The following is a 20,592-nucleotide window of genomic DNA, read 5'->3' as shown; positions in this document are numbered from 1 at the left end:
GTACCCCCGCCGTCCCTTCCCCTTCCCCGGCCCGCCGTACGCCCGTCCGCCTCCACCAACGGGAGCTGGATCCTCATGGAACGTCTCGACCGCCGCGCACTGCTGACCGCCGCGAGCGGCGGGGCCGCCGCCCTCGCCCTGCCCGCACTCACCGCGTCGCCCGCCACCGCCGCTCCCTCGTACCCCCGGCGGGGCGGGACGGCGGACGGCGAACAGGACCGGAAGGCTCCCGACGCCGCCGATACACCGCTGCTCCGTACCTGGTTCCGCGATACCTATCGCTCGATCGAGGCCATGACGACGGACTTCGGTCTCACCGCCGACAAGGCCGACCTCACCCGGCCGGGCCGCCCCGTCCCCTCCCGCAACACCTCACCCACCAACATCGGCTGCGGCCTCTGGTCCACGGCCGCCGCCGCGGGCCTCGGCGTCATCGACCGCGCCACCCTCCACCGCCGTCTCGACCACATGGTCGGCGCCGTCGAGCGGCTCGAACGCCACCACGGCTGGTGGGTCAACTGGTACGACGCCTACGACGGCTCCGTCCTCACCCGCTGGCCGGAGACCGGCGCCCCGGTCCGCCCCTTCCTCTCATCCGTCGACAACGCCTGGCTGGTCACCGGACTGATGATCGCCGCCGACGCCTCCCCCCGGCTGCGCCGCCGCGTCGACCGGATCCTCGCCACCGCCGACTGGTCGTACTTCTACACCCCCTACGACCCCGCCGACCCCGTCGCCGGCCCCGGCCAGCTCCGCGGCGGCTTCTGGACCGACACCGGCGAACCCACCGGACACCACTACGGCGCCCTCAACACCGAACCCCGGATGGCCAGCTACCTCGGCATCGCCGACGGCTCCCTCCCCACCGACCACTACTGGCACCTGCTGCGGACCATGCTCCCCGAACACGGCCAGGAGCAGCCGCCCGGCGGTACGTACACCGTCGTCGACGGCGTCCGGGTCTGGAACGGCCACTACACCCACCGGGGCCGCAAACTCGTCCCCTCCTGGGGCGGCTCCATGTTCGAGGCCCTGATGGTCCCCCTCTTCGTCCCCGAACCCGAATGGGCCCGCCGCTCCTGGGGAGTGACCCACCGGCGGTACGTCCGCTCCCAGATCGAGCACGGCACCCTGGAGGAGAAGTACGGCTACTGGGGCTTCTCCCCGTCGAACATCCCCGACGGCGGCTACCGGGAGTACGGCGTGGACGCCCTCGGCATGCAGATCGACGGCTACCACTCCAGCGGGGTCGTCACCCCGCACGCCGCGATGCTCGCCCTGCCCTACGCCCGCACCGAGGCGATCGCCAATCTGACGGCGCTCGCCCGCGACTTCGGCGCCTACCACGACGGCTACGGCTTCCGGGACTCCGTCGACGTCCGCACCGGCCGGGTCAGCGACTTCGTACTCGCCCTCGACCAGGGCATGATCGCGGCGGCCCTCGCCCAGGAACTGCGCCCGGGACTGCTCCAGCGCCCCTTCCGCACGGGCGGCTTCGCCGGCCGGGTCAGGCCGCTGCTGGCGAAGGAACGTTTCAGCATCTGAGACCCGTACCGCTGTCGGCCACGGCGCGCGGGGCGCCGTGGCCGACAGCCGCGGTCAGGCGGCCGCCCGCTCCGTCCGCACCCCGCCGAACAGGGCCCCGTATCCGGACGGCAGCCCGTCGACCACCCGGCCCGTGAGGTCCGGACCGCAGAACCCGGCCAGCTGCGCGCAGACGGCGTCGGCGGCCCAGCGCGCCGTCGCGCGCGTGCCACCGCTGTGCTCCGCTATCTCCCGGACGAAGTCGAGCGGGCCGAGTGGCGTCTTCGCCACCGGCTCACCGAGGAGCACTTCGGCCGCCTCGGGCGGCAGCACGGCGGCCAGCTCCCCGCGTTCGGGTCCCGCCAACTGCCGTCCGAGGGCCGCGAGCACGGGCCTGGTGGCCCGCTCCGCCTGGGCTCTGGTGGCGTACGCGCCGTCGTAACGAATCCTCTCCAGCATCCCGGCGAACCCGGGGCTCATCCGACGGCCGCCGGACGGGCGGGCCGGGTACGTGTCCGACGAGTTCTGTGCGATCTGGTGCATGACGAACGTGGAACCTCTCCCGTATCGGGTGGTGCGTTGACGTCGCTCGGGTGAACGCACCTACCCGGGACCCGGTCGCTTACACCGGACCGGCGAGTCCACGCCACGGAGGATCGGGAACCCGGCGGGCGGGGGAGGAATCCGCTGATGGCCGGAGGGGCGGGATCCTCTCGGCCCCGGCGGCGTCCGGACCCGCGGCGTTCCGGTGTCCGGACCCGCCGGAGCACCGGCGCCGTGCCCCGTCCGGGCTCCCGTGCCGTCAGGCTTCGGACGCCGTGGTCCGGGTGTCCGCCGGGACGATCAGAGGGGTCCCCGTCACCGGGTCGGGGATCACGATCCCGGCGAGCCCGAACACCTCCCGGACCAGGTCGGCGGTGATCGTCTCGGCGGGGGTGCCGGAGGCGGTGATCCGGCCGTCCTTCATGGCGACGACGTGCGACGCGTAGCGGGCCGCCTGGTTGAGGTCGTGGAGTACGGCGACGATCGTGCGGCCCCGCAGATTGAGGTCGTGGAGCAGGTTGAGGACCTCGATCTGATGGGCGATGTCGAGATAGGTGGTGGGTTCGTCGAGCAGGATCAGCGGGGTTTCCTGGGCCAGCACCATCGCGATCCACACCCGCTGCCGCTGGCCGCCGGACAACTCCTCGACCCGGCGGGCCGACAGATCGGCGACCCCGGTGGCGGTCAGGGCGTCCAGGACGGCCTGTTCGTCCTCGCGAGACCACTGGCGCAGTACCCGCTGGTGCGCGTAGCGGCCCCGGGAGACGAGTTCGGCGACGGTGATCCCGTCGGGTGCGATCGCGGTCTGGGGCAGCAGGCCGAGCCGCCGTGCCGCCTCCTTCGGCGGATAGGAGGCGATGTCGGCGCCGTCGAGGACGACCTGCCCGGCCGTCGGCGGGAGCAGCCCGGCCAGGGCGCGCAGCAGGGTCGACTTGCCGCAGGCGTTCGGGCCGATGACGACGGTGAACGACCCCGGGGGCACGACGAGGTCAAGGTCCTCGACGACGGTCCGGCGGCCGTAGCGCAGGCTGAGCCGTTCGGCTCCCAGCCGGGCGTCGGCGACGGCCCGGTCGCCGGGGGACGCGTTGTCGGTGCGGGGCGGGTTCTCGGCGGGCGCGGTGGACGGGTCTGTCGTCATGTCCGGTTTCTGGCTTGGTGGATGAGGAGCCAGACGAGATAGCCGCCACCGAGGACGATGGTGACCACGCCGACCGGCACGGTGAGCGGAAGGACGTGCTGGGCGATCAGATCGGATCCCAGGAGGAGCAGCGCGCCGACCGCCCCGGCCGCCCCGAACGGGATCCCGGGGGAGCGGGTGAGCCGCCGGGCGATCTGCGGCGCGGCCAGGGCCACGAACGCGATCGGCCCGGCTACCGAGGTGACGACGCTCACCAGCCCCACCGCGACCACGATCGCGGCCGGACGGACCCGGGCCACCCGGACCCCGGTCGCCCGCGCGGCGTCGTCGCCGAGATCCAGCTGACGCAGCGACGGGCTGAGCAGCGGCATCAGCGCGAGCAGCAGGACGACGCAGATTCCCGCGGGGACCGCCGTGGTGACGGTGACATTGTTGAGGGTTCCGGCCCCCCACGCGGACGCGAAGAGGGCGGTCTCCAGCTCGGCCCGCAGCAGCATCCAGGTGTTGAAGGAGGAGAGCACGGCGGAGACGCCGATCCCGACCACGATGAAACGGAACCCCTGCAGGCCGTCGCGGTAGGCCAGCAGATAGATCGCGACGGCCGCCAGCAGTCCGCCGATCAGCGAGCCCGCCGTCAGCAGCGGCCAGCTGCCGCCGAGCATCAGCAGCGCGATCAGCATGCCGGTGAAGGAGCCGTTCGCCAGACCGATGATGTCCGGGCTGGCCAGCGGATTGCGGGTCAGGGTCTGGAACACCGCCCCGGCGACGGCGAGCGCGGCACCGAACAGCACGGCCGACGCGGCGCGCGGCAGCCGCCATTCGAGGACCACGGTACGGGCGAAGCCCCCGGTCTCCCCGGTGATGACGCCCAGCACATCGGCCGAGGACAGCGGAAAGTCCCCCAGCGCCAGGGCGAGCACCCCGAGGACGGCGGTCACGGCGCAGGCCAGCAGGGTGACCGCGACGGACCGGGCGCCGAGGACGAGATGCAGCCGGTCCGAGCCGACGACGAGCCTGCGTCGGCCAATGTCGAGCGGCGCCCGGCGGACGGCCCCGGGGTGGGGCTTCGGGGCGCTCACAGGCCGCTCGCCTGCGGACGGCGGACGAGGGCGATCAGCACGGGCGCTCCCAGGAAGGCGGTGACGACTCCGGCGGGCATCTCGCTCGGCAGGACGGCGACCCGGCCGAGGACATCGGCGAGGACGACCAGGGCCGGGGCGACGACCAGTGAGCCGAGGACGATCCGCCGCTGGTCCGTCCCGACGGCCCAGCGGACGAGATGCGGCACCATCAGGCCGACGAAGACGATCGGACCCGCGACGGCCGTGGCGCAGCCGGCCAGCAGGGTGACGGCGACCAGGACGGCGATCCGGATCCGGCGTACGTTGACGCCCTGGGCCCGTGCCACGTCGACGCCGAGCGCGACGGAGTTGAGCCCCGGGGCCGCGGCGACGGCCAGCAGCAGCCCGACGACGACCAGGGGAAGGACCGGGAGCACCACGTCGAAGCCGCGTCCCAGCAGGCTTCCGGCGCTCCAGCCCCGCATCCGGTCGAAGGCGTCGGGGTGGGTGAGGGTGAGTCCGGTGGTGAGCCCGGCGAAGACGGCGCCGACCGCCACACCGGTGACGGTCAGCCGGACCGGGCCCGCCGCGTCCCGTCCGGCGGCGCCGATCCCGTAGACGATGGTGGTGACGACGAGGGCGCCCGCGCAGGCCAGCCAGACATAGCCGAACGGGCTGGTGACGCCGAGGAAGACGATGCCGACGGCGACCGCGAACGCGGCCCCCGCGTTGACCCCGAGGATCCCCGGGTCGGCCAGCGGATTGCGGGTGAACGCCTGGATCAGCGCGCCCGCGACCCCCAGCGCCGCGCCGACCAGGACGCCCGCGACCGTACGCGGTACGCGCTGTTCCCAGATCACGAACCGGGATTCGTCGCTGCCGCCGCCCAGCAGGGTCTCCAGCACGGTCGACGGGGACAGCGGGTTCGCGCCGACCAGCAGGGAGAGGGCGACGGCGACGGCGAGAACCACCACCGCGCCGGTCACCCGGGTGGAACGGGGCGGCACGGAGGCCCGTTCCGTGCCTTCGGATCCCGTACCTACACGTGTCAGGGCCATGGAGGGCTACTTCGCGGCGGTGAGGATGCGGTCGAGGTCGTTCAGGACGGCCTGGCCGCCGAGCGGGCCGACACCGGAGATCCAGAACGACTGGTCCACCACATGCGGCGCCGGGAACGTCTTGGCGTTGTCGCGGATCGCGTCCGGGACGGCGTCCGCGGCCTTGACGTCCGCCGCGGTCACCAGGACCAGATCGGCCCTGGCCTCGCGGACCCGCTCGGGGGAGACGTCCACCGAGATGTCGTTCTCCCAGTTCCGCGCGGGCGTGGTGAATCCGGCGCATTCGAGGGTGCTGCCCGCGAAGGACGTGGGGCCGTACAGGCTCAGCACCCCGTCGCGGGGCCGGATGAGCTGCGCGGTCCTACCCTTGGTCCCGTGCTTCGCGGCCACCTCGGTACAGCGGGTGCGGTAGTCGCCGAGCAGCTTGTCGGCGCCCTTCTCGTCACCGAGGGCCCGCGACACCAGCTGGACGTTCTCGGTCCAGGGGTCGGTCTGGGTAGCCATGAAGACCGTCGGGGCAACGGACTTGAGCCGCTCGTAGAGCGCCGAGTGGCGGGACTCCGTACCGAGGATGAGATCCGGCTTCAGGGCGGCGATCTTCTCGATGTTCGGTTCCTGGACCGTGCCCACCGTCTTGATCCCGGCGGCCTTCTCGCCGAGGTACGCGGGTACGCCCGCCTTCTCGTTGAGCACCGCCGTGCCGACCGGTACGACTCCGAGCGCGACCGAGGTGTCCAACTGGACCGGTTCCAGGGTCACCACGCGCTTCGGCTCGGCCGGAACGTTCGCCGTACCGCGGGCGTGCTTCACCTCCAGCTTGCCGGACCGGCCGTCGGAGCCGCTCGCCGAGTCGCCGTCACCACCGCCGCACGCGGTGAGCGCGAGGGCGGCGACGACGGGCAGGGCGAGGCCGGAAAGCAGCCGTCGCTTGGCAGGACCGGTTCTGGGCGGCATCGGGTGGTTCCGTTCCGGGAGAGGGCGAAGCCCGTGAATAACTTAGCTTAGGCATGCCTAAATTAGCATTGGCTGATTTTCCGCCCTACCGCCGTCCACCGGCTAAGACACTCGGGACGTCCGGATCCGGTCGTGCCAGTACCCCTGGGCGTGCAGCCGGTCCGGGGCGATCCCGGCGTCCCGCAGCCGGTCCCGGAGCCGGGCCACCCGGGTGCTCTCGGTGGCCAGCCAGGCGTAGAACCCCGTGCCGAGCGCCGCCGCCCCGGCGCCGTACGAACGGGCCCAGGCGTCGATCTCCCCGAACAGCGGCCCGGCGGGATCCCCGCCGGGAAGGCGGCGGACCGTGACGGTCCGGCCGTCGAGCGGCGAACCGACCGCCCCGGCGTCCGCGCCGTCCTCCACTTCGAGGAAGATCTCCGCCCGGACCGAAGGGCCGAGCGTCGAGACGATGTTCCGGATCGCGGGGAAGGCTGTCTCGTCCCCGGCGATCAATACCCGGGTCGCGGGCCCGGGTTCCCACTGGATCCCGTGCGTCGGCCGCCCGCGCCGCGCGTCGGGTCCCGAGACGAGCACCCGTTCCCCTTCCCGGGCCGAGAGCGCCCAGGCACTCGCCGGGCCCGGCCGGGTATGGACGAAGAAGTCCAGATCGACCTCGCGCGGCCCCGGCCGGACGGCGCTCGGGGTGTAACTGCGCATGGTGGGCCGCTCGGCGGCGGGCAGTTCGCGCCACCGGCTGCGCCAGCGCGCCTCGGGGAGCAGATCCTCGTCGAAGACCGCCGGGTAACCGCCGTCCGGAATCAGTATCTTGATCCGCTGATCGAGGCCGTACGGGGCGAAGACGTCCAGCCGGGGCCCGGTCAGAGTGAGCCGGACGAACCCGGGGGAGGGCCGCCGCACGGCGCGTACCCGGGTCTCGAAGAGGACGTTGGGCGAGGTGTCGAAAGACGGTGACATGGGGCTCGGACTCCAGCCGACAGCAGGGGAGGCCCGCCGCGCCGGGAGGACATCTCGTCCCGGCGAGCGCCGTCGGCAGGGGCGCACCGACACGGTGGCCGCCCCGGAACCCGGCACGGTTGAGATCCGACGGCGCATCTCCCGGCGGAGGGGAGCCGATCGTGACACGGCCCCGCCCGCTTCATCAAACGAGCCCGGCCCGGGAGGCGGCGAGGCGGGGGAGCGCGCGCAGGCTCCGGGCGGACCCCGGACGGCGCGCCGCGCCTGTGCCCCCGGCAGCGGTGTGCCCGCCCCGGAAGGCGGGGCGGGCACACCGGCGGGGCTCAGCCGCGGGGCTCGGCGGCAGGGCTCAACGGCGGATCGGGGAAGGGAGCTTGACGTGGGTGATCCTGGTGTTGAGGCCGCTGTCGCGCAGCCTGCCGTGCTCGTCGAACGCCTCGGGACCGTCGGACATCCCGAAGTCGTTGTCGTTGATCAGGGCGAGGGTGTCCCGGCCGACCAGGGCCGCGCCCTCGACCTTGCCCGGCACTCCGGGGATCCTGCCCAGGTCGACCACGAGCCGCTTGGCCAGGACGTCGATCCCGGCGGCGGCCGGGTCCTCGGTCTGCTCGTAGCTGGGGGACGTGGTGACATCGTCCCAGCGGCTGTCGAGGATGCCGTCGCCGTCGGGCAGGGTGACCCGGTGCAGCCTGGCCGTCCGGTCGGTGCGCTCCTGGACCAGGACCGTCTTCGCGTCCACCGCGACCAGGGCCGAGACCTTCAGCTCCGACTGGTCGGTCTCCGCCGGGTCCACCACGTTCACCGGGTCGACCCGGTACGCGTACTCGGCGGTGACCTCGCCCTCCTCGGGCGAGAACCGGAGCAGCCGCAGATTGCGGGAAGCCTCGCCGGCGGGCTTGTCGGGTACCAGCAGCGGGCTCTGCACCGCGATCAGCAGATCGCCGCCGGGAAGGAGGGTCAGCGCCTCGAAGCCCCGGTTCTGCTTGCGGTTCAGCAGGATCGACGGCAGCGCCTCGACCACCGGGTAGTCGGCGCCCTCCAGCTTCAGCCCCTCGGGGACGTAGCGGGCCAGCACCTTGCCCTTGGGGGAGACCTTGATGAGGGACGGGCTGTACTCGTCGACCAGCCAGAACGTGCCGTCGGCCGCCCTGGCCAGGCCCTCGGTGTCGAGCCCGTTCGGATTCGTCGCCAGGGGCGTCCGGGCGTCGTAGGTGAACGGGGCCTCGTCCCGGGAGAGCTGGTTGGGCAGACCGGTCACCGGCTTTCCGGACCGGGTGGTGATCGGGACGGCGCCGAGTACCCGTACCCGCTCGCCCTCGACCTTCACCCGGACGATCGCCGGATTGAACTCCGGTACGGCGAACGTCCGGCGCTTCTTCCCGGCCACGGTGATCAGTCCGTTGGGGCCGCGGTCGGTGAGGGCCCAGAACTCGCCGGGGCGGTCGGCAGGGTACAGATCGCTGCCGATACCGAGGTTCACCCCCCGGTCGTCGCCGATCGAGCCGGGGATCAGACGGTTGCCGAACTCGGCGAGCGGTATCTCGTCCAGTACGGCGGATCCGGTCACCACGGGCGCATCGGACCGCTGCGCCGAGCCCGAACCGGACCCGGAGGAATCCATGGTGGCGTTGGCGGTGAAGGCCAATCCGCCGATCAGGGCGAGCGGCAGACCGACGGTGACGGCGACTCGTACGGGCCGGGAGAGCCGGAACCGAGACCTGGACCGGGATCGTGCTCGGGGTGACATCGGAACCTCCTGGTGGGGACAGGACCGAGCGGTGACCGGTGATCCCGGTCCCGCATGGCGAACCGACTCTGCCGCACACCCCCGGCTCGTGGGCCGGGTACTCGTCAGTACGGCCGAAGGTCACCTCTCCGGCCTCGTTCACCCCTGGAGTTGACCCGCATTTCACCCGGATTACCTGTCCCGTGGAGACCTCTTCCGTACGATCATGGCCGGAATGCATGGGCCATGCTTTTGCGCTTTGTGTGCTTTGCGTGCCTTGTGGTTCGAGGCGTCACGGGCGGACCGGGTGGACCGGGCGGATCGGCCCAAACCGTGTGGTCCGGACCGATCCGCCCGGCGGACGGGACGCGGTGGGCTCCGGCGTCAGACCGCGCGGCCCGAGCGGCCCGCCGGGACCTCCTCCCGGTCCGGTGCCGGGGCTGCGGGCCGGTCGGTGTCCGGCTCCCCGGGTACGGCGGCCGGGGCGGCCGGACGCGCGGACCGGTCGCAGAAGGAGCCGATGACGACCACCACGGCTCCCGCGACGAGGATGAGGGAGACACCCCAGGTGGCGTGTGACGCGCTGGCGCCGACGATGGCCAGGGCCGCCAGCGGCGCCAGACCGCCCGAGAGCGCGGCCCCCAGCTCCCGCCCGGTGCCGACCCCGCTCACCCGGACGTCCGCCGGGAACTGCCGGGAGAGGAAGGAACCCTGCGGGGCGAACATGGCCGGGGCCAGGATGCCCGTCGCGATGATCAGACAGAGCCAGATCACCACCGAGTTACGGGTGTCGAGCAGGACGAAGAACGGGAAGGCGAAGAGGGCCGAGGCGATGCCGCCGCCCGCGAGCACCTTCCGGCTGCCGAACCGGTCACTGGCCCAGCCGAAGAACGGTACGGCGACGATGGCGGTGGCGCTGGCCAGGGTGACGCCGAACGCGCCGACGCTCGCCGAAACGTCCTGGAAGTCCGCGAGATAGGCCAGGGAGAAGGTCTTGAAGATATAGCTGAGGGCGTTGTAGCCGAGCGAGACGGCCAGGACCACCAGCAGACCGCGGCGATGCTCCCGCAGCAGGGTGACGAGCGGCAGCTTCTTGGGGGCGGCGTCCCGCTCCTGCTTCTCCTTGCTCCGGTGGAAGTCGCCCGACTCGGGTACCCGGCGCCGTACCCACAGGCCGATCCCCGCGAGGGCGAAGCTGGCGACGAACGGCACCCGCCAGGCCCAGTTCAGCAGGGTCTCCTCGTCCAGGCTGGTGAGGAGGGTGACGGTCAGCGACGACAGCAGCAGACCGAGGTTGAGCCCCAGGGCGGGCCAGGCGCCCTGACGGCCGCGCCGGTTCTCGTCGGCGTGCTCGTAGGCGACCACCGCGGCGCTGGCGTACTCGGCGCCGGAGCCCAGGCCCTGGAGGATGCGGAGGACCACCAGGGCTACGGGCGCCGCGACGCCCATGGTCTCGTAGGTGGGCAGCAGGCCGATCAGCCCGGTGGAGACGCCCATCAGGACGAAGGTGATGATCAGTACGTTGCGCCGGCCGATGCGGTCGGCGAGATGGCCGAACAGGACGCCGCCCAGGGGGCGGGCCAGGAATCCGGCCGCGAAGGTCGCGAAGGCGGCCATGGTGCCGGCCGCGTCGTCGGTCTGCGGGAAGAAGATCTTGCCGAAGACCAGTGCGGCCATGGAGGCGTAGAGATAGAAGTCGTACCACTCCAGCGCCGAGCCAACGATGGTGGCGGTGGCGACGCGGCGGCGGGCGACGGCGGGGGATGTTCCGGGGTCCTGCGCGGCTTTCTGCGGGGCGTGCTCCATGTGCTGTCCTCGATCACCGTTCAAAGAGAGGGGAAGAGACGGGGAGGGGGGTGGGGGAGTGGGGGGTTGCCGCCGGTGGGCGGGTACTCGGCGACGCGGAGAGTGGGGGTGTTCGGGGTTCCGCGCCGCCGGAGCAGGTGGTTCAGACCGCCGCGGACTCCTGGCGTACGGCTCGGGCGGAATCCTGGTGACCCAGCTGTTCCAGCACGTCGGCCGCTATCCGGCTGCCGATGTGGAGGCTCGATGTGGCCGCGGGGGACGGCGCGTTGAGTACATGGACGGCGCGCGGCGTACGGCTGATGACGAAGTCGTCGACCAGCCGCCCGTCCGCCGTGACCGCCTGGGCTCGGACCCCGCTGCCGTGCCGCCGCATGTCGCGGCTCTCGATCTCCGGCAGCAGCCGCCGGACGTCGCGGACGAAGAGCGGCCAGATCAGCGACCGGCTGATCTCGGTGACCCCGTGCCGCCAGAAGCGCCGGGCGAGACCGCGCAGGGCCGGGTCCCGCAGCAGTTCGCCCACCAGGCGGGGGTCGACGTCGCGCCAGCGGTAGCCCTGGCGGGCGAGGGCCGGTACGGCGTTGGGCCCCACATGGACCGTGCCGTCGAGCATCGGGGTGATGTGCACGCCGAGGAAGGGGAGTTCGGGGTCGGGCACCGGATAGACGGGGTTGTTGACCAGCCCCCGGCGGCCGGGCCTGATCTCGGCGTACTCGCCGCGGAAGGGCATGATCCGTACCGCCGGACGGTCACCGGCCGCCGCCGCGATCTTGTCGCTGTGCAGCCCCGCGCAGTTCACCAGGGTCCTGGCCCGGATCTCCCCGCCCGGTGTGCGGATCACGGTCCGGTCCCCGGCGGTGGTGAAGGAGAGGGCCGGTGATTCCGTACGCAGTTCGGCGCCGAGCTCCGTCAGTTCGGCCGCCAGGGCCCGGCACACCCCGCCGAAGTCGGTCATCGCGGTATCCGCGACCGACAGCGCGGCCACCCCGGCGACATGCGGCTCCCGTTCGGCGAACTCGGCCCGGCTCAGCCTGCTGACGGTGACACCGTTCGCCCGGCCGCGCTGCGCGAGCGCGTCCAGGCCGGGGAGCTGGGACGCGGCCGTGGCCACCACGAGTTTCCCGGTGCGCTTGACGGGCACCCCGTGCTCCTCGCAGTACCGGATCATCGCCTCGCCGCCGGCCCGGGCCAGCCGGGCCTTGAGGGAGCCCGGCGCGTAGTACAGCCCGCTGTGGATGACATTGCTGTTGTGCCCGGACTGGTGGGCGCCCCAGTGGTCCTCCTTCTCCAGGACCGTGACGGATAGTTCGGGCCGGGCCCGCAGCAGCGCCCGGGCCGTGGCGAGCCCGAGCAGCCCTCCTCCGATGACGGCGACGTCGACGGCGTGTGACATCCGGCAGCCCCTTCCGATGGCGCGAACGACGGATGCGCAGCGACTGTATACATTCGCTGCGAACGGAAAGTGAATGTATACAGCCGCTGCCTGGGTACACAAGAGATAGAGTGATCAGGTGACCCGAGCAGCCCGGACCCCCAGCACCAGCAACAGCGCCGGCGTCATCGCCGAACAACTACGCGCCTCCATTCGCGACGGAGGGCTGCTCCCCGGCACCCGGTTGGTGCAGGAGAAGCTGGCGACGGAACTGAAGGTGAGCCGGATCCCCCTGCGCGAGGCCCTGCATGCGCTGGCGGCCGAAGGGCTGATCGAAGTACAGCCGCAGCGCGGCATGGTCGTCGCCGAGCTGAGCCGCGGCGAGATCGCCGAACTCTTCGAACTACGGCTCCAGATGGAGCCGCATCTGGCCGACGAGATCGTCCGCGGCGCCCGCGAGCGGGACATCGACGAACTCCAGGAACTGGCCGACGAGATGCGCCGCCGGGGCGCCGACGCCGCGAGCCGGGCGTCCCTGAACTACGAGTTCCACCGGCGGGTCTACGCCCTCTCGGAGCGCCGGCTCACGCTCCGCTTCGTCGATCAGCTGCTGCACCTCGTGGAGCCGTACAGCAGGCGCTGGGTGCGCTCCGGCCACGACCTCGAACGCATCGACGCGGAACACCAGCGGATGGTCGACGCTCTGCGCGACCGTGACGCGGCGGCGCTGCGCCGGGTGATCACCGCCCATGTCGAAGGCGCCCGTGATCATGTGATGGCCGCGCAGAGCGCGAGCTGAAGCGCCGGGTGCCGGGGTCCGCCGTGGTGCCGCCGGGCAGTCGGAACGGGTCGCTTCGCGCGGATAAGGGCTACTTCTGGGCCTGCTGCCCGACGTAGAAGAGGACCCAGACGAAACCGGCGAACAGGTGCGTCCCGAAGATATAGAAGAAGACGCGCAGCGCCACGCCCTTCTCCTTGCGCTCCTCCTCGTCCACCTCGCCCCGGCCGCTCCCCGCGTCGCTCATGACGGTTCCTCTTCCGCCGCCGGTCCGTCCTCCGGCTTCACCCCGTGATCGCGGACCGTCCGCAGCGCGTCGGCCAGTTCGTCGGCGGCCCATGCCTCTTCCACGGCGTCCCCGGCCTCCCGGGCGGCCAGCAATTCGGCCCGCGCCTGCCGGACCCGCGCCCGCGCCGCTTCCTCGAATCCCGGCACTACGCCTCCCTCGCCGATGCGATCTTGTGAATTGCAGAACTCTGCAAGTCTAGCGCCGGGATGTCCGGCGCGACCCCGGCCGGGCGGTGTCGTACGGGGCGGCACGGGGCGGCACGGGTGCGGCCTCCGCCCGGCCCGTGGCCTCGGTGACGAGGCGCGGGCCGGAGCGGAGGCCGTGGTGGAACGGGTTCCGCCGCGTCACGACGTGCGGCGGAACCCCTCCCGGGTGGTGTCAGGCGGGCCGGATGCCGTTCAGTTCATCCGCTGACGACGGCGCCCGAAGAGCAGGGCGCCCACGGCGAACGCGGCGGCGCCCGCCGACGCGGACACGGCGACCGCGGTCGAGGGTCCGCCGGTCTGCGTCGCGGCGGAGGCCGGTGCGGGGGCGTGCTCGTCCCCGCCGTGCCCGGCGTGGCTGACGGTCGAGCGCGACGCGTTCGCGTCGATCGCCGTCTGGGTGGGGGCCTTGGCCGTGGCGGCGGACGCGTTGCCGTAGACGACGTCCGAGCAGCCGTAGAACGCCTCGGTGCTGTCATGGCGCTGCCACACCTTGTAGACGATGTGGCGGCCGGTGCGGGCGGGGAGATTGCCGGTGAACCGGTAGTAGCCGTTGTCGCTGGCGCGGGGGGTGGAGTACGTGGCGACCGGCGTCGCGTCGAGGTCCGACCACTTCAGCGGCTGCGTCGGGTCGAAGCCCGGCTTGGTGATGTACATCTTCATCGTGCCCAGATGGGCCGCGGTGATCCTGACGTTGAAGTTGTAGGAGCCCGCGGATACCGACGTGGCGGGCCAGTCGGTACGAGCCCAGTCCAGGGCGCGGTACTTCTGGCGGTTGGCGGAACAGAGCTTGCCGTCGGGAATGATCTGCTGGTGCTTCCCGTCGGCGTTGGCGATGTTCACCTCGTTCCAGTCGTACAGGGGCTGGGTGCCGGAGTCGGCGACGAGGTCCTTGCAGACCTTGGATTTCGGGGTCTCGGGTCCTTCGGCGAAACAGGCGCTCACCCGGCTGGCCGGGCCGAAAACGGAGCCGTGCGCGGTCGCGGGGGAAGGCGTCAGCGACAGCAGCGTCGCGGCGGACGCGACGGCGGAGGCGGCGGCGATACGGCGGCGTGTGGCAGACAAGATGGCAGCTCACTCTCGTACGTGTTGGGGGCCGTCGGGAGTTCTTCGTCAACACCGGCCCGTACGTGGGGTGTTGGGCCGGTGCGCTCTGCCCCAGCAGGATCGCATTGGTACATACCAATAGCAAGAAGATAAGTGCTCGGACGTCCGACTAATTTGTCCGGCGGCTCCCCGCGCGGCCCCTTCACTGCGGGCGGCGCGGCCCGTTCACTACGGGCGGCGCGACCCCTTCGCTACGGGCGCGGACGCCGGGCCCGTACCTCCGTACGGCCCGCCGCGCTTCCGTCGAATAGCGGCATGGGCAGCCGTATAGCCTGGGGAAATGCTGACAGAAGTGACAGCGACCCGCTATGTCACGCCCCTGCGTGAAGGCGGTTCGCTCCCCGGGATCGTCGAGGCCGACGACCTCGGTACGTACGTCATGAAGTTCACCGGCGCCGGACAGGGGCGCAAGACTCTGGTCGCCGAGGTGATCTGCGGGCAGCTCGCCCGGCGGCTCGGGCTGCGGATTCCCGAACTGGTGGCGATCGAGCTGGACCCGGTGATCGGGCTCGGCGAGCCCGACCAGGAGGTGCAGGAGCTGCTGAAGGCCAGTGGCGGCCTGAACCTCGGAATGGACTATCTCCCGGGATCCATCGGCTTCGATCCGCTGGCCTACGAGGTGGATCCCGCCGAGGCCGGCCGGGTCGTCTGGTTCGACGCCCTGATCAACAATGTCGACCGCTCCTGGCGCAACCCCAATCTGCTGGTCTGGCACGGCGACCTCTGGCTGATCGACCACGGGGCCACCATGATCTGGCACCACAACTGGCCCGGCGCCGAGGCGTCCGCGGCCAAGCCGTACGACGCCTCGGACCATGCCCTCGCCCCCTTCCGGCCCGATATGGCGGCCGCGGCCGACGCGCTCGCCCCGCTGGTCACCGAGGAGCTGCTGGCGGAGGTCACGGCCGACGTACCGGACGAATGGCTGGTCGACGAGCCCGGCTTCGGCTCCACCGACGAGGTGCGCCGGGCCTACGTGCGGGCCCTGCTGTCGCGGGTCGCGACGATCCACGGGCGGATCGTCCTCGACGAGCCGTCGAAGCCCCGGCCGTCCCAGGCCCCCGGCTGGCTGGTCGGCCGGCTGCCGGTGACGCGTACCCGGGCCGGGTCCGCGCCCGAGGGATCCGAAGCCGCGTCCGGCGCGGGGGAGCCTACGGGCGGAGCGGGGGCGGGCGCGTGAGCGAGCGGGTCGTCTTCGAGTACGCGCTGGTGCGCGTGGTGCCCCGGGTCGAACGCGGGGAGTGCTTCAACGCGGGCGTCGTGCTGTACTGCCGCGGCCACTCCTTCATCGGGGCCCTCACCCAGCTGGACGAGGTCAAGCTGAAGGCCCTCGATCCGGCCGCCGACGCGGCCGGGGTACGGGCCGCGCTGCGCGCCGTCGAGGGGGTGTGCGCGGGCGGGGACGAGGCCGGGCAGGCCGCCGGGGACGACGCGGGGCGCCGGTTCCGCTGGCTGGTGGCGCCCCGTTCCACGGTCGTCCAGCCGGGGCCGGTCCATACCGGTCTCACCACGGATCCCCGAGCCGAGCTGAACCGGCTGCTGGAGCTGCTGGTGCGCTGAGCCCGCGGTGCTACCCGCCGGTGATACCCGTCGCCGGTGGCGCCCGCGCCCGTACGCCCGCTCCGGCCCGGCGGACGCGACCCGGCGCACCCGGTGGGCCGTTGACACCGGGTGCCCCGGCTTCTAGCGTCACGTCAGCGGAACGATACTAAGCGGTCGCTCATCCGGCTGGCGTACCCGGTACGCGTGGTACGTACCTTCTGGCGGCACCCGTGACGGGACCTCCGGACGAGCCCCGCCCCAGGGCGAGGAGAAGCAGTATGTCCACCACCGAACAGCGTGTCGCCGTCGTGACCGGGGCCGCCCGGGGCATCGGCGCGGCCACCGCGATCCGGCTGGCCGCCGACGGCCGGGCCGTGGCCGTGCTCGATCTCGACGAGGCGGCCTGCGAGGAGACCGTAGGGAAGATCGTCGCGGCGGGCGGCCGGGCCCTCGCCGTCGGCTGCGACGTCTCGGACTCGGCCCGGGTCGAGGCCGCCGTCGCCCGGATCGCCGGGGAGCTGGGCCCGCCCGTCGTCCTGGTCAACAACGCGGGTGTGCTCCGTGACAACCTCCTCTTCAAGATGAGCGAGTCCGACTGGGACACCGTGATGAACGTCCATCTGAAGGGCGCGTTCCTGATGTCCCGGGTGTGTCAGAAGTACATGGTCGACGCCGGGTTCGGCCGGATCGTCTCGCTCTCCTCGTCGTCGGCGCTCGGCAACCGGGGCCAGGCGAACTACGCGGCGGTGAAGGCCGGACTCCAGGGGTTCACCAAGACGCTCGCGAAGGAGCTGGGGAAGTTCGGGATCACCGCGAACGCGGTCGCCCCCGGCTTCATCGCCACCGAGATGACCGCCCAGACGGCCGCCCGGGTCGGCATGGGCTTCGAGGAATTCCAGGCCGCCGCCGCCACCCGGATCCCGGTTCAGCGGGTCGGCCGTCCGGAGGACGTCGCCGGGGCCATCGCGTTCTTCGCGGGTGACGACACCGGATTCGTCTCGGGACAGGTGCTGTACGTCGCGGGCGGACCGCTCGACTGACCGGAGGAGCGACCATGCCGAACGACACGACGACGCCGGGGGCGGCCGGGAAGGCCGAGGCGCCGGTTCCCGACAGCGGGCGGGTCGCCCTGGTCACCGGCGGCAGCCGGGGGATCGGCTACGCCGTCGCCGAGGCGCTGGTGGCCCGGGGCGACCGGGTCTGTATCACCGGCCGCGACGAGGAGTCGCTCGCGGCGGCGGTGGCCGCCCTCGGCCCCGACCGGGTGATCGGCGTCGCGGGCCGGGCCCATGACGAGGCCCACCGGGCGGTGGCCGTGGAACGGGTGATGGACGCCTTCGGGCGGATCGACTTCCTGGTGAACAACGCGGGCACCAATCCGGTCTACGGGCCACTCGCCGACCTCGACCTGGCGGTCGTCCGCAAGGTCTACGAGACCAATGTGATCTCTGCGCTCGGCTTCGCCCAGCGGACCTGGCACGCCTGGCAGCGGGCACACGGTGGCGCGATCGTGAACATCGCCTCCGTGGCCGGGCTCGCGCCGTCGCCGTTCGTGGGCGCGTACGGGATGAGCAAGGCGGCCATGGTGAATCTGACCCTCCAGCTGGCCCACGAGTTCGCCCCCGGGGTCCGGGTCAACGCCATCGCGCCCGCCGTGGTGAAGACCCGGTTCGCCCGGGCGCTCTACGAAGGACGGGAGGCGGAGGCCGCCGCGGGCTATCCGCTGGGGCGGCTCGGAGTGCCCGGGGACGTCGGGGGCGCCGCCGCGTTTCTCACCTCCGCGCAATCCGATTGGATCACAGGGCAGACGTTGGTCCTGGACGGCGGTATGTTCCTCACAGCCGGAGTGCATTGAGCCATCGCGCCGAGGCCGTGTCCGCACGCGCGCACGGCCTCGTGCGGCACGGACGGAGGGGTCCGCCAGGACCCCGACGACGTCGCCCCGTGAGGCGGATGCCCTGCCGGAAACCGTGTGTTGACCCGGTGGGGCACTTCGGTGGGGTCCGCCGGATCCAGGTCGAACGAGGAGCGTGCGCACGTGTTCTACCGGAACTGTCTGCGGGGTGTGGGGGCCCTGGCGACCCTCTCCCTCCTGGCCGGATGTGGACTGTTCTCCGATGCCGAGGCCGAGGGGAACCGGCGGATCGTCGTCGGGACGATCAGTGAGCCCTCCACCCTCGATCCCGCCGCCGCGTACGACGGCTCCTGGGAGTTGTACCGGAATGTCTTCCAGACCCTCCTCAGTTTCCCGACCGGCAGTACGACGCCCCGCCCGGACGCCGCCTCCTGTGGCTTCACCGACACCACCAACAAGATCTACCGCTGTGAGCTGCGCCGGGATCTGACCTTCTCCAACGGGGAGAAGCTGGACGCCCGGGCCGTGAAGCACACCGTGGACCGGATCCGCACCATCAAGTCCGAGACCGGACCGCAGGCGCTGCTGGGGTCGCTGGGCACCGTGGAGACCCAGGGCGACCGGATCGTGATCTTCCGGTTGAAGGCCCCGGACGCGACCTTCCCCTTCATCCTGGCCACCCCCGCCCTGTCGCTGGTGCCGCCGGGCGAGTACCCGGCCGACCGGCTCCGGGCCGACGGGAAGCTGACCGGATCGGGGCCGTACGTCCTCAGCTCCTACGCCAAGGGCGACCGGGCCGAACTCGCCAAGAACCCCGACTACAACGGGTTCGCCGACCGCAAAAACGATTCCGTGACCATCCGGTACTTCAAGAAGTCCGATGAGATGATCAACGCGCTGGCGATCCGGCAGATCGACGCGGTCTACCGCGGTCTGACCGCCGACGAGGTCACCGAACTCCAGAAGGGCATGCCGGAGTACAACCATCTGCGGCTGGTGGAGACGGTCGGCTCCGACATCCGCTACCTGGTCTTCAACGCCGAGGACCCGGTGGTCGGAAAGCTCGCGGTCCGCCGGGCGATCGCCCAGGTCATCGACCGCGGCCGGCTCGTCGGCACCGTCTACCGGGGCACCGCGGAGCCGCTGTACTCGATGATCCCCAAGGGCATAACGGGGCACACCACCAAGTTCTTCGACGTCTACGGGGAGCCCGATACGAAGAAGGCGCGGAAGATCCTCCGGGACGCCGGTATCGACACCCCCGTCGAGCTGGAGTTCTGGTACACGACCGACCGGTACGGCACCGCGACGGCGGCGGAGTTCGCCGAGATCAAGCGGCAGCTGGAGGCCACCGGCCTCTTCGAGGTCACCGTGCGGGGCAAGCCGTGGGCGGAGTTCCAGCGGGGGTACGCGGCAGGGAAGTACCCGGCCTTCGGCCGCGGCTGGTTCCCCGACTTCCCGGACCCGGACAACTTCGTCGCCCCCTTCGTCGGCGTGCGGAACGCGCTGAACACCCCTTACGACAGCCCCGAGATCACCGACACACTGCTGCCGGAGGCGCGGCGCGAGAGCGACCGCGGCGCGGTGGCGAAGCAGTTCGGCCGGGCCCAGGAGATCTTCGTCGAGGACGTCCGGCATCTGCCGCTCTGGCAGGGCAAGCTGTATGTCGCCACCACCGACGAGATCGGCGGCGCCGACCGTGCCATGGACCCGCAGACCGTGATGCTGATGTGGGAGCTGTTCCGTAAGGGCGAGTGGTGATCCACACCCTCCCCCACCCCGCCGACCAGGAAGTTTCCGGTTGGCAGGACCGTTGTCAGTGGGCCCCGGTAGGTTCTGTGTTCGGTAACACATCGCTTTCCGGAGGTTCTTGACGTGACCGACACCGACCTGCTGCCCGAGTCCTGGCGGGGAGTCCTCGGCGACGAGCTGCAGAAGCCCTATTTCAAGGAGCTGACCGAGTTCGTCGAGGAGGAGCGGGCCAAGGGGCCGGTGTATCCGCCGCGCGAGGAGGTCTTCGCCGCCCTGGAGGCCACGCCGTACGACCGGGTGAAGGTCCTCGTGCTCGGCCAGGACCCGTACCACGGTGAGGGGCAGGGCCACGGCCTCTGCTTCTCGGTGCGGCCCGGGGTGAAGGTCCCCCCGTCGCTCCGGAACATCTACAAGGAGCTGCACGCGGAGCTGGGGCTGCCCGTCCCCGACAACGGCTATCTGATGCCCTGGGCGGAGCAGGGCGTCCTGCTGCTGAACGCGGTGCTCACGGTCCGGGGCGGGGAGGCCAACTCCCACAAGGGCAAGGGCTGGGAGAAGGTGACGGACGCGGTGATCAGGGCCGTGGCCGAGCGGCCCGACCCGGCGGTCTTCGTCCTCTGGGGGAACTACGCGCAGAAGAAGCTGCCGCTGATCGACGAGGAGCGGCATGTGGTGGTGAAGGGGGCGCACCCCTCGCCGCTGTCGGCGAAGAAGTTCTTCGGCTCGCACCCCTTCACCCAGATCAACGAGGCGGTCGCGGCCCAGGGCCATGAGTCGATCGACTGGCGCATCCCCGACCTGGGCTGACCTCCTCCGGGCGGCCCGTGTGCCCGGCTCGTCCCGCGGGCGGGGCACACGGGCCGCCCTGTTTCGCGGTACGGGGCCGGGGCCCTGTGGTCGGCGGCTGCTATCCGCAGGGGCGGGTCCTGCCGC

General features: G+C 71.8%; 20 protein-coding genes. 8 read left to right on the top strand and 12 right to left on the bottom strand.

The features are described 5' to 3' along the window. Positions 1–75: 75 nt before the first annotated feature. Positions 76–1,545, top strand: a complete 1,470-nt coding sequence (locus AB0G74_RS21505; protein WP_361148575.1) for a glucoamylase family protein — start codon at positions 76–78, stop codon at positions 1,543–1,545. A gap of 54 nt (positions 1,546–1,599) precedes the next feature. Here the strand turns inward: AB0G74_RS21505 and AB0G74_RS21500 are convergent, their stop codons facing one another. From AB0G74_RS21500 to lhgO, 9 genes are all read right to left on the bottom strand, one after another. Further along, on the bottom strand, positions 1,600–2,067 hold the full coding sequence (locus tag AB0G74_RS21500; protein ID WP_361148573.1) for a DUF2267 domain-containing protein: 468 nt from the start codon (positions 2,065–2,067) through the stop codon (positions 1,600–1,602). Between the two features lie 259 nt (positions 2,068–2,326). Continuing rightward, positions 2,327–3,205, bottom strand: a complete 879-nt coding sequence (locus AB0G74_RS21495; protein WP_361148571.1) for an ABC transporter ATP-binding protein — start codon at positions 3,203–3,205, stop codon at positions 2,327–2,329. Further along, positions 3,202–4,284, bottom strand: coding sequence for an iron chelate uptake ABC transporter family permease subunit (locus AB0G74_RS21490; protein ID WP_361148569.1), 1,083 nt, complete (start codon positions 4,282–4,284; stop codon positions 3,202–3,204). Before AB0G74_RS21490 ends, AB0G74_RS21495 begins: the two co-directional genes overlap by 4 nt. Further along, the gene (locus AB0G74_RS21485) at positions 4,281–5,324 is read right to left on the bottom strand and encodes an iron chelate uptake ABC transporter family permease subunit (protein ID WP_361148567.1); all 1,044 of its coding nucleotides are present in this window, start codon (positions 5,322–5,324) and stop codon (positions 4,281–4,283) included. The genes AB0G74_RS21490 and AB0G74_RS21485 overlap by 4 nt, the downstream gene beginning before the upstream one ends. A gap of 6 nt (positions 5,325–5,330) precedes the next feature. After that, positions 5,331–6,278 carry an iron-siderophore ABC transporter substrate-binding protein gene (locus AB0G74_RS21480; RefSeq protein ID WP_361148565.1) on the bottom strand — a complete coding sequence of 316 codons (948 nt, stop codon included), beginning with the start codon at positions 6,276–6,278 and terminating at the stop codon, positions 5,331–5,333. A gap of 102 nt (positions 6,279–6,380) precedes the next feature. Next, the gene (locus AB0G74_RS21475) at positions 6,381–7,232 is read right to left on the bottom strand and encodes a siderophore-interacting protein (protein ID WP_361148563.1); all 852 of its coding nucleotides are present in this window, start codon (positions 7,230–7,232) and stop codon (positions 6,381–6,383) included. A gap of 349 nt (positions 7,233–7,581) precedes the next feature. After that, complete coding sequence (locus tag AB0G74_RS21470; protein ID WP_361148593.1) at positions 7,582–8,853, bottom strand: esterase-like activity of phytase family protein; 1,272 nt, start codon at positions 8,851–8,853, stop codon at positions 7,582–7,584. A 489-nt stretch (positions 8,854–9,342) separates the two neighbouring features. Further along, a complete protein-coding gene (locus tag AB0G74_RS21465; RefSeq protein WP_361148561.1) occupies positions 9,343–10,764 on the bottom strand; it encodes an MFS transporter in 1,422 nt (473 codons plus the stop codon). 142 nt (positions 10,765–10,906) lie between these two features. Next, a complete protein-coding gene (gene lhgO / locus AB0G74_RS21460; protein ID WP_361148559.1) occupies positions 10,907–12,154 on the bottom strand; it encodes an L-2-hydroxyglutarate oxidase in 1,248 nt (415 codons plus the stop codon). Between the two features lie 118 nt (positions 12,155–12,272). On the opposite strand from lhgO, the gene AB0G74_RS21455 reads away from it, so the two are divergent. Continuing rightward, positions 12,273–12,932, top strand: coding sequence for a GntR family transcriptional regulator (locus AB0G74_RS21455; RefSeq protein ID WP_361148557.1), 660 nt, complete (start codon positions 12,273–12,275; stop codon positions 12,930–12,932). A gap of 70 nt (positions 12,933–13,002) precedes the next feature. Here AB0G74_RS21455 and AB0G74_RS21450 read toward each other — a convergent pair whose 3' ends face one another. From AB0G74_RS21450 to AB0G74_RS21440, 3 genes are all read right to left on the bottom strand, one after another. Then, positions 13,003–13,158 (bottom strand): DUF6126 family protein, encoded by a 156-nt coding sequence (locus AB0G74_RS21450; RefSeq protein ID WP_361148555.1) that lies wholly within the window; start codon positions 13,156–13,158, stop codon positions 13,003–13,005. Then, positions 13,155–13,346, bottom strand: a complete 192-nt coding sequence (locus AB0G74_RS21445) for a hypothetical protein (RefSeq protein ID WP_361148553.1) — start codon at positions 13,344–13,346, stop codon at positions 13,155–13,157. The genes AB0G74_RS21450 and AB0G74_RS21445 overlap by 4 nt, the downstream gene beginning before the upstream one ends. A gap of 252 nt (positions 13,347–13,598) precedes the next feature. Next, positions 13,599–14,468 (bottom strand): lytic polysaccharide monooxygenase, encoded by an 870-nt coding sequence (locus tag AB0G74_RS21440; RefSeq protein ID WP_361148551.1) that lies wholly within the window; start codon positions 14,466–14,468, stop codon positions 13,599–13,601. A 322-nt stretch (positions 14,469–14,790) separates the two neighbouring features. Between AB0G74_RS21440 and AB0G74_RS21435 the strand changes: the two genes are divergently transcribed. The 6 genes from AB0G74_RS21435 (at position 14,791) to AB0G74_RS21410 (ending at position 20,466) form a co-directional block, all read left to right on the top strand. Continuing rightward, positions 14,791–15,690 (top strand): HipA family kinase, encoded by a 900-nt coding sequence (locus tag AB0G74_RS21435; RefSeq protein ID WP_361148549.1) that lies wholly within the window; start codon positions 14,791–14,793, stop codon positions 15,688–15,690. Then, positions 15,687–16,070 carry a DUF3037 domain-containing protein gene (locus tag AB0G74_RS21430; RefSeq protein ID WP_361148547.1) on the top strand — a complete coding sequence of 128 codons (384 nt, stop codon included), beginning with the start codon at positions 15,687–15,689 and terminating at the stop codon, positions 16,068–16,070. The genes AB0G74_RS21435 and AB0G74_RS21430 overlap by 4 nt, the downstream gene beginning before the upstream one ends. 260 nt (positions 16,071–16,330) lie before the next feature. After that, a complete protein-coding gene (gene fabG / locus AB0G74_RS21425; protein WP_361148545.1) occupies positions 16,331–17,092 on the top strand; it encodes a 3-oxoacyl-ACP reductase FabG in 762 nt (253 codons plus the stop codon). Positions 17,093–17,106: 14 nt separating this feature from the next. Next, entirely contained in the window at positions 17,107–17,907 is an 801-nt protein-coding gene (locus AB0G74_RS21420; RefSeq protein ID WP_361148543.1) for an SDR family oxidoreductase, read from the top strand. 183 nt (positions 17,908–18,090) lie between these two features. Further along, complete coding sequence (locus tag AB0G74_RS21415) at positions 18,091–19,668, top strand: ABC transporter substrate-binding protein (RefSeq protein ID WP_361148541.1); 1,578 nt, start codon at positions 18,091–18,093, stop codon at positions 19,666–19,668. Positions 19,669–19,782: 114 nt separating this feature from the next. After that, the gene (locus AB0G74_RS21410; protein WP_361148539.1) at positions 19,783–20,466 is read left to right on the top strand and encodes a uracil-DNA glycosylase; all 684 of its coding nucleotides are present in this window, start codon (positions 19,783–19,785) and stop codon (positions 20,464–20,466) included. Positions 20,467–20,592 lie beyond the last annotated feature (126 nt).

The organism is Streptomyces sp. NPDC020875 (assembly GCF_040641415.1).
Lineage (GTDB): Bacteria > Actinomycetota > Actinomycetes > Streptomycetales > Streptomycetaceae > Streptomyces.
Note: the sequence above shows the minus strand (reverse complement) of the source record. Positions and strands in the feature narration are given on the sequence as shown.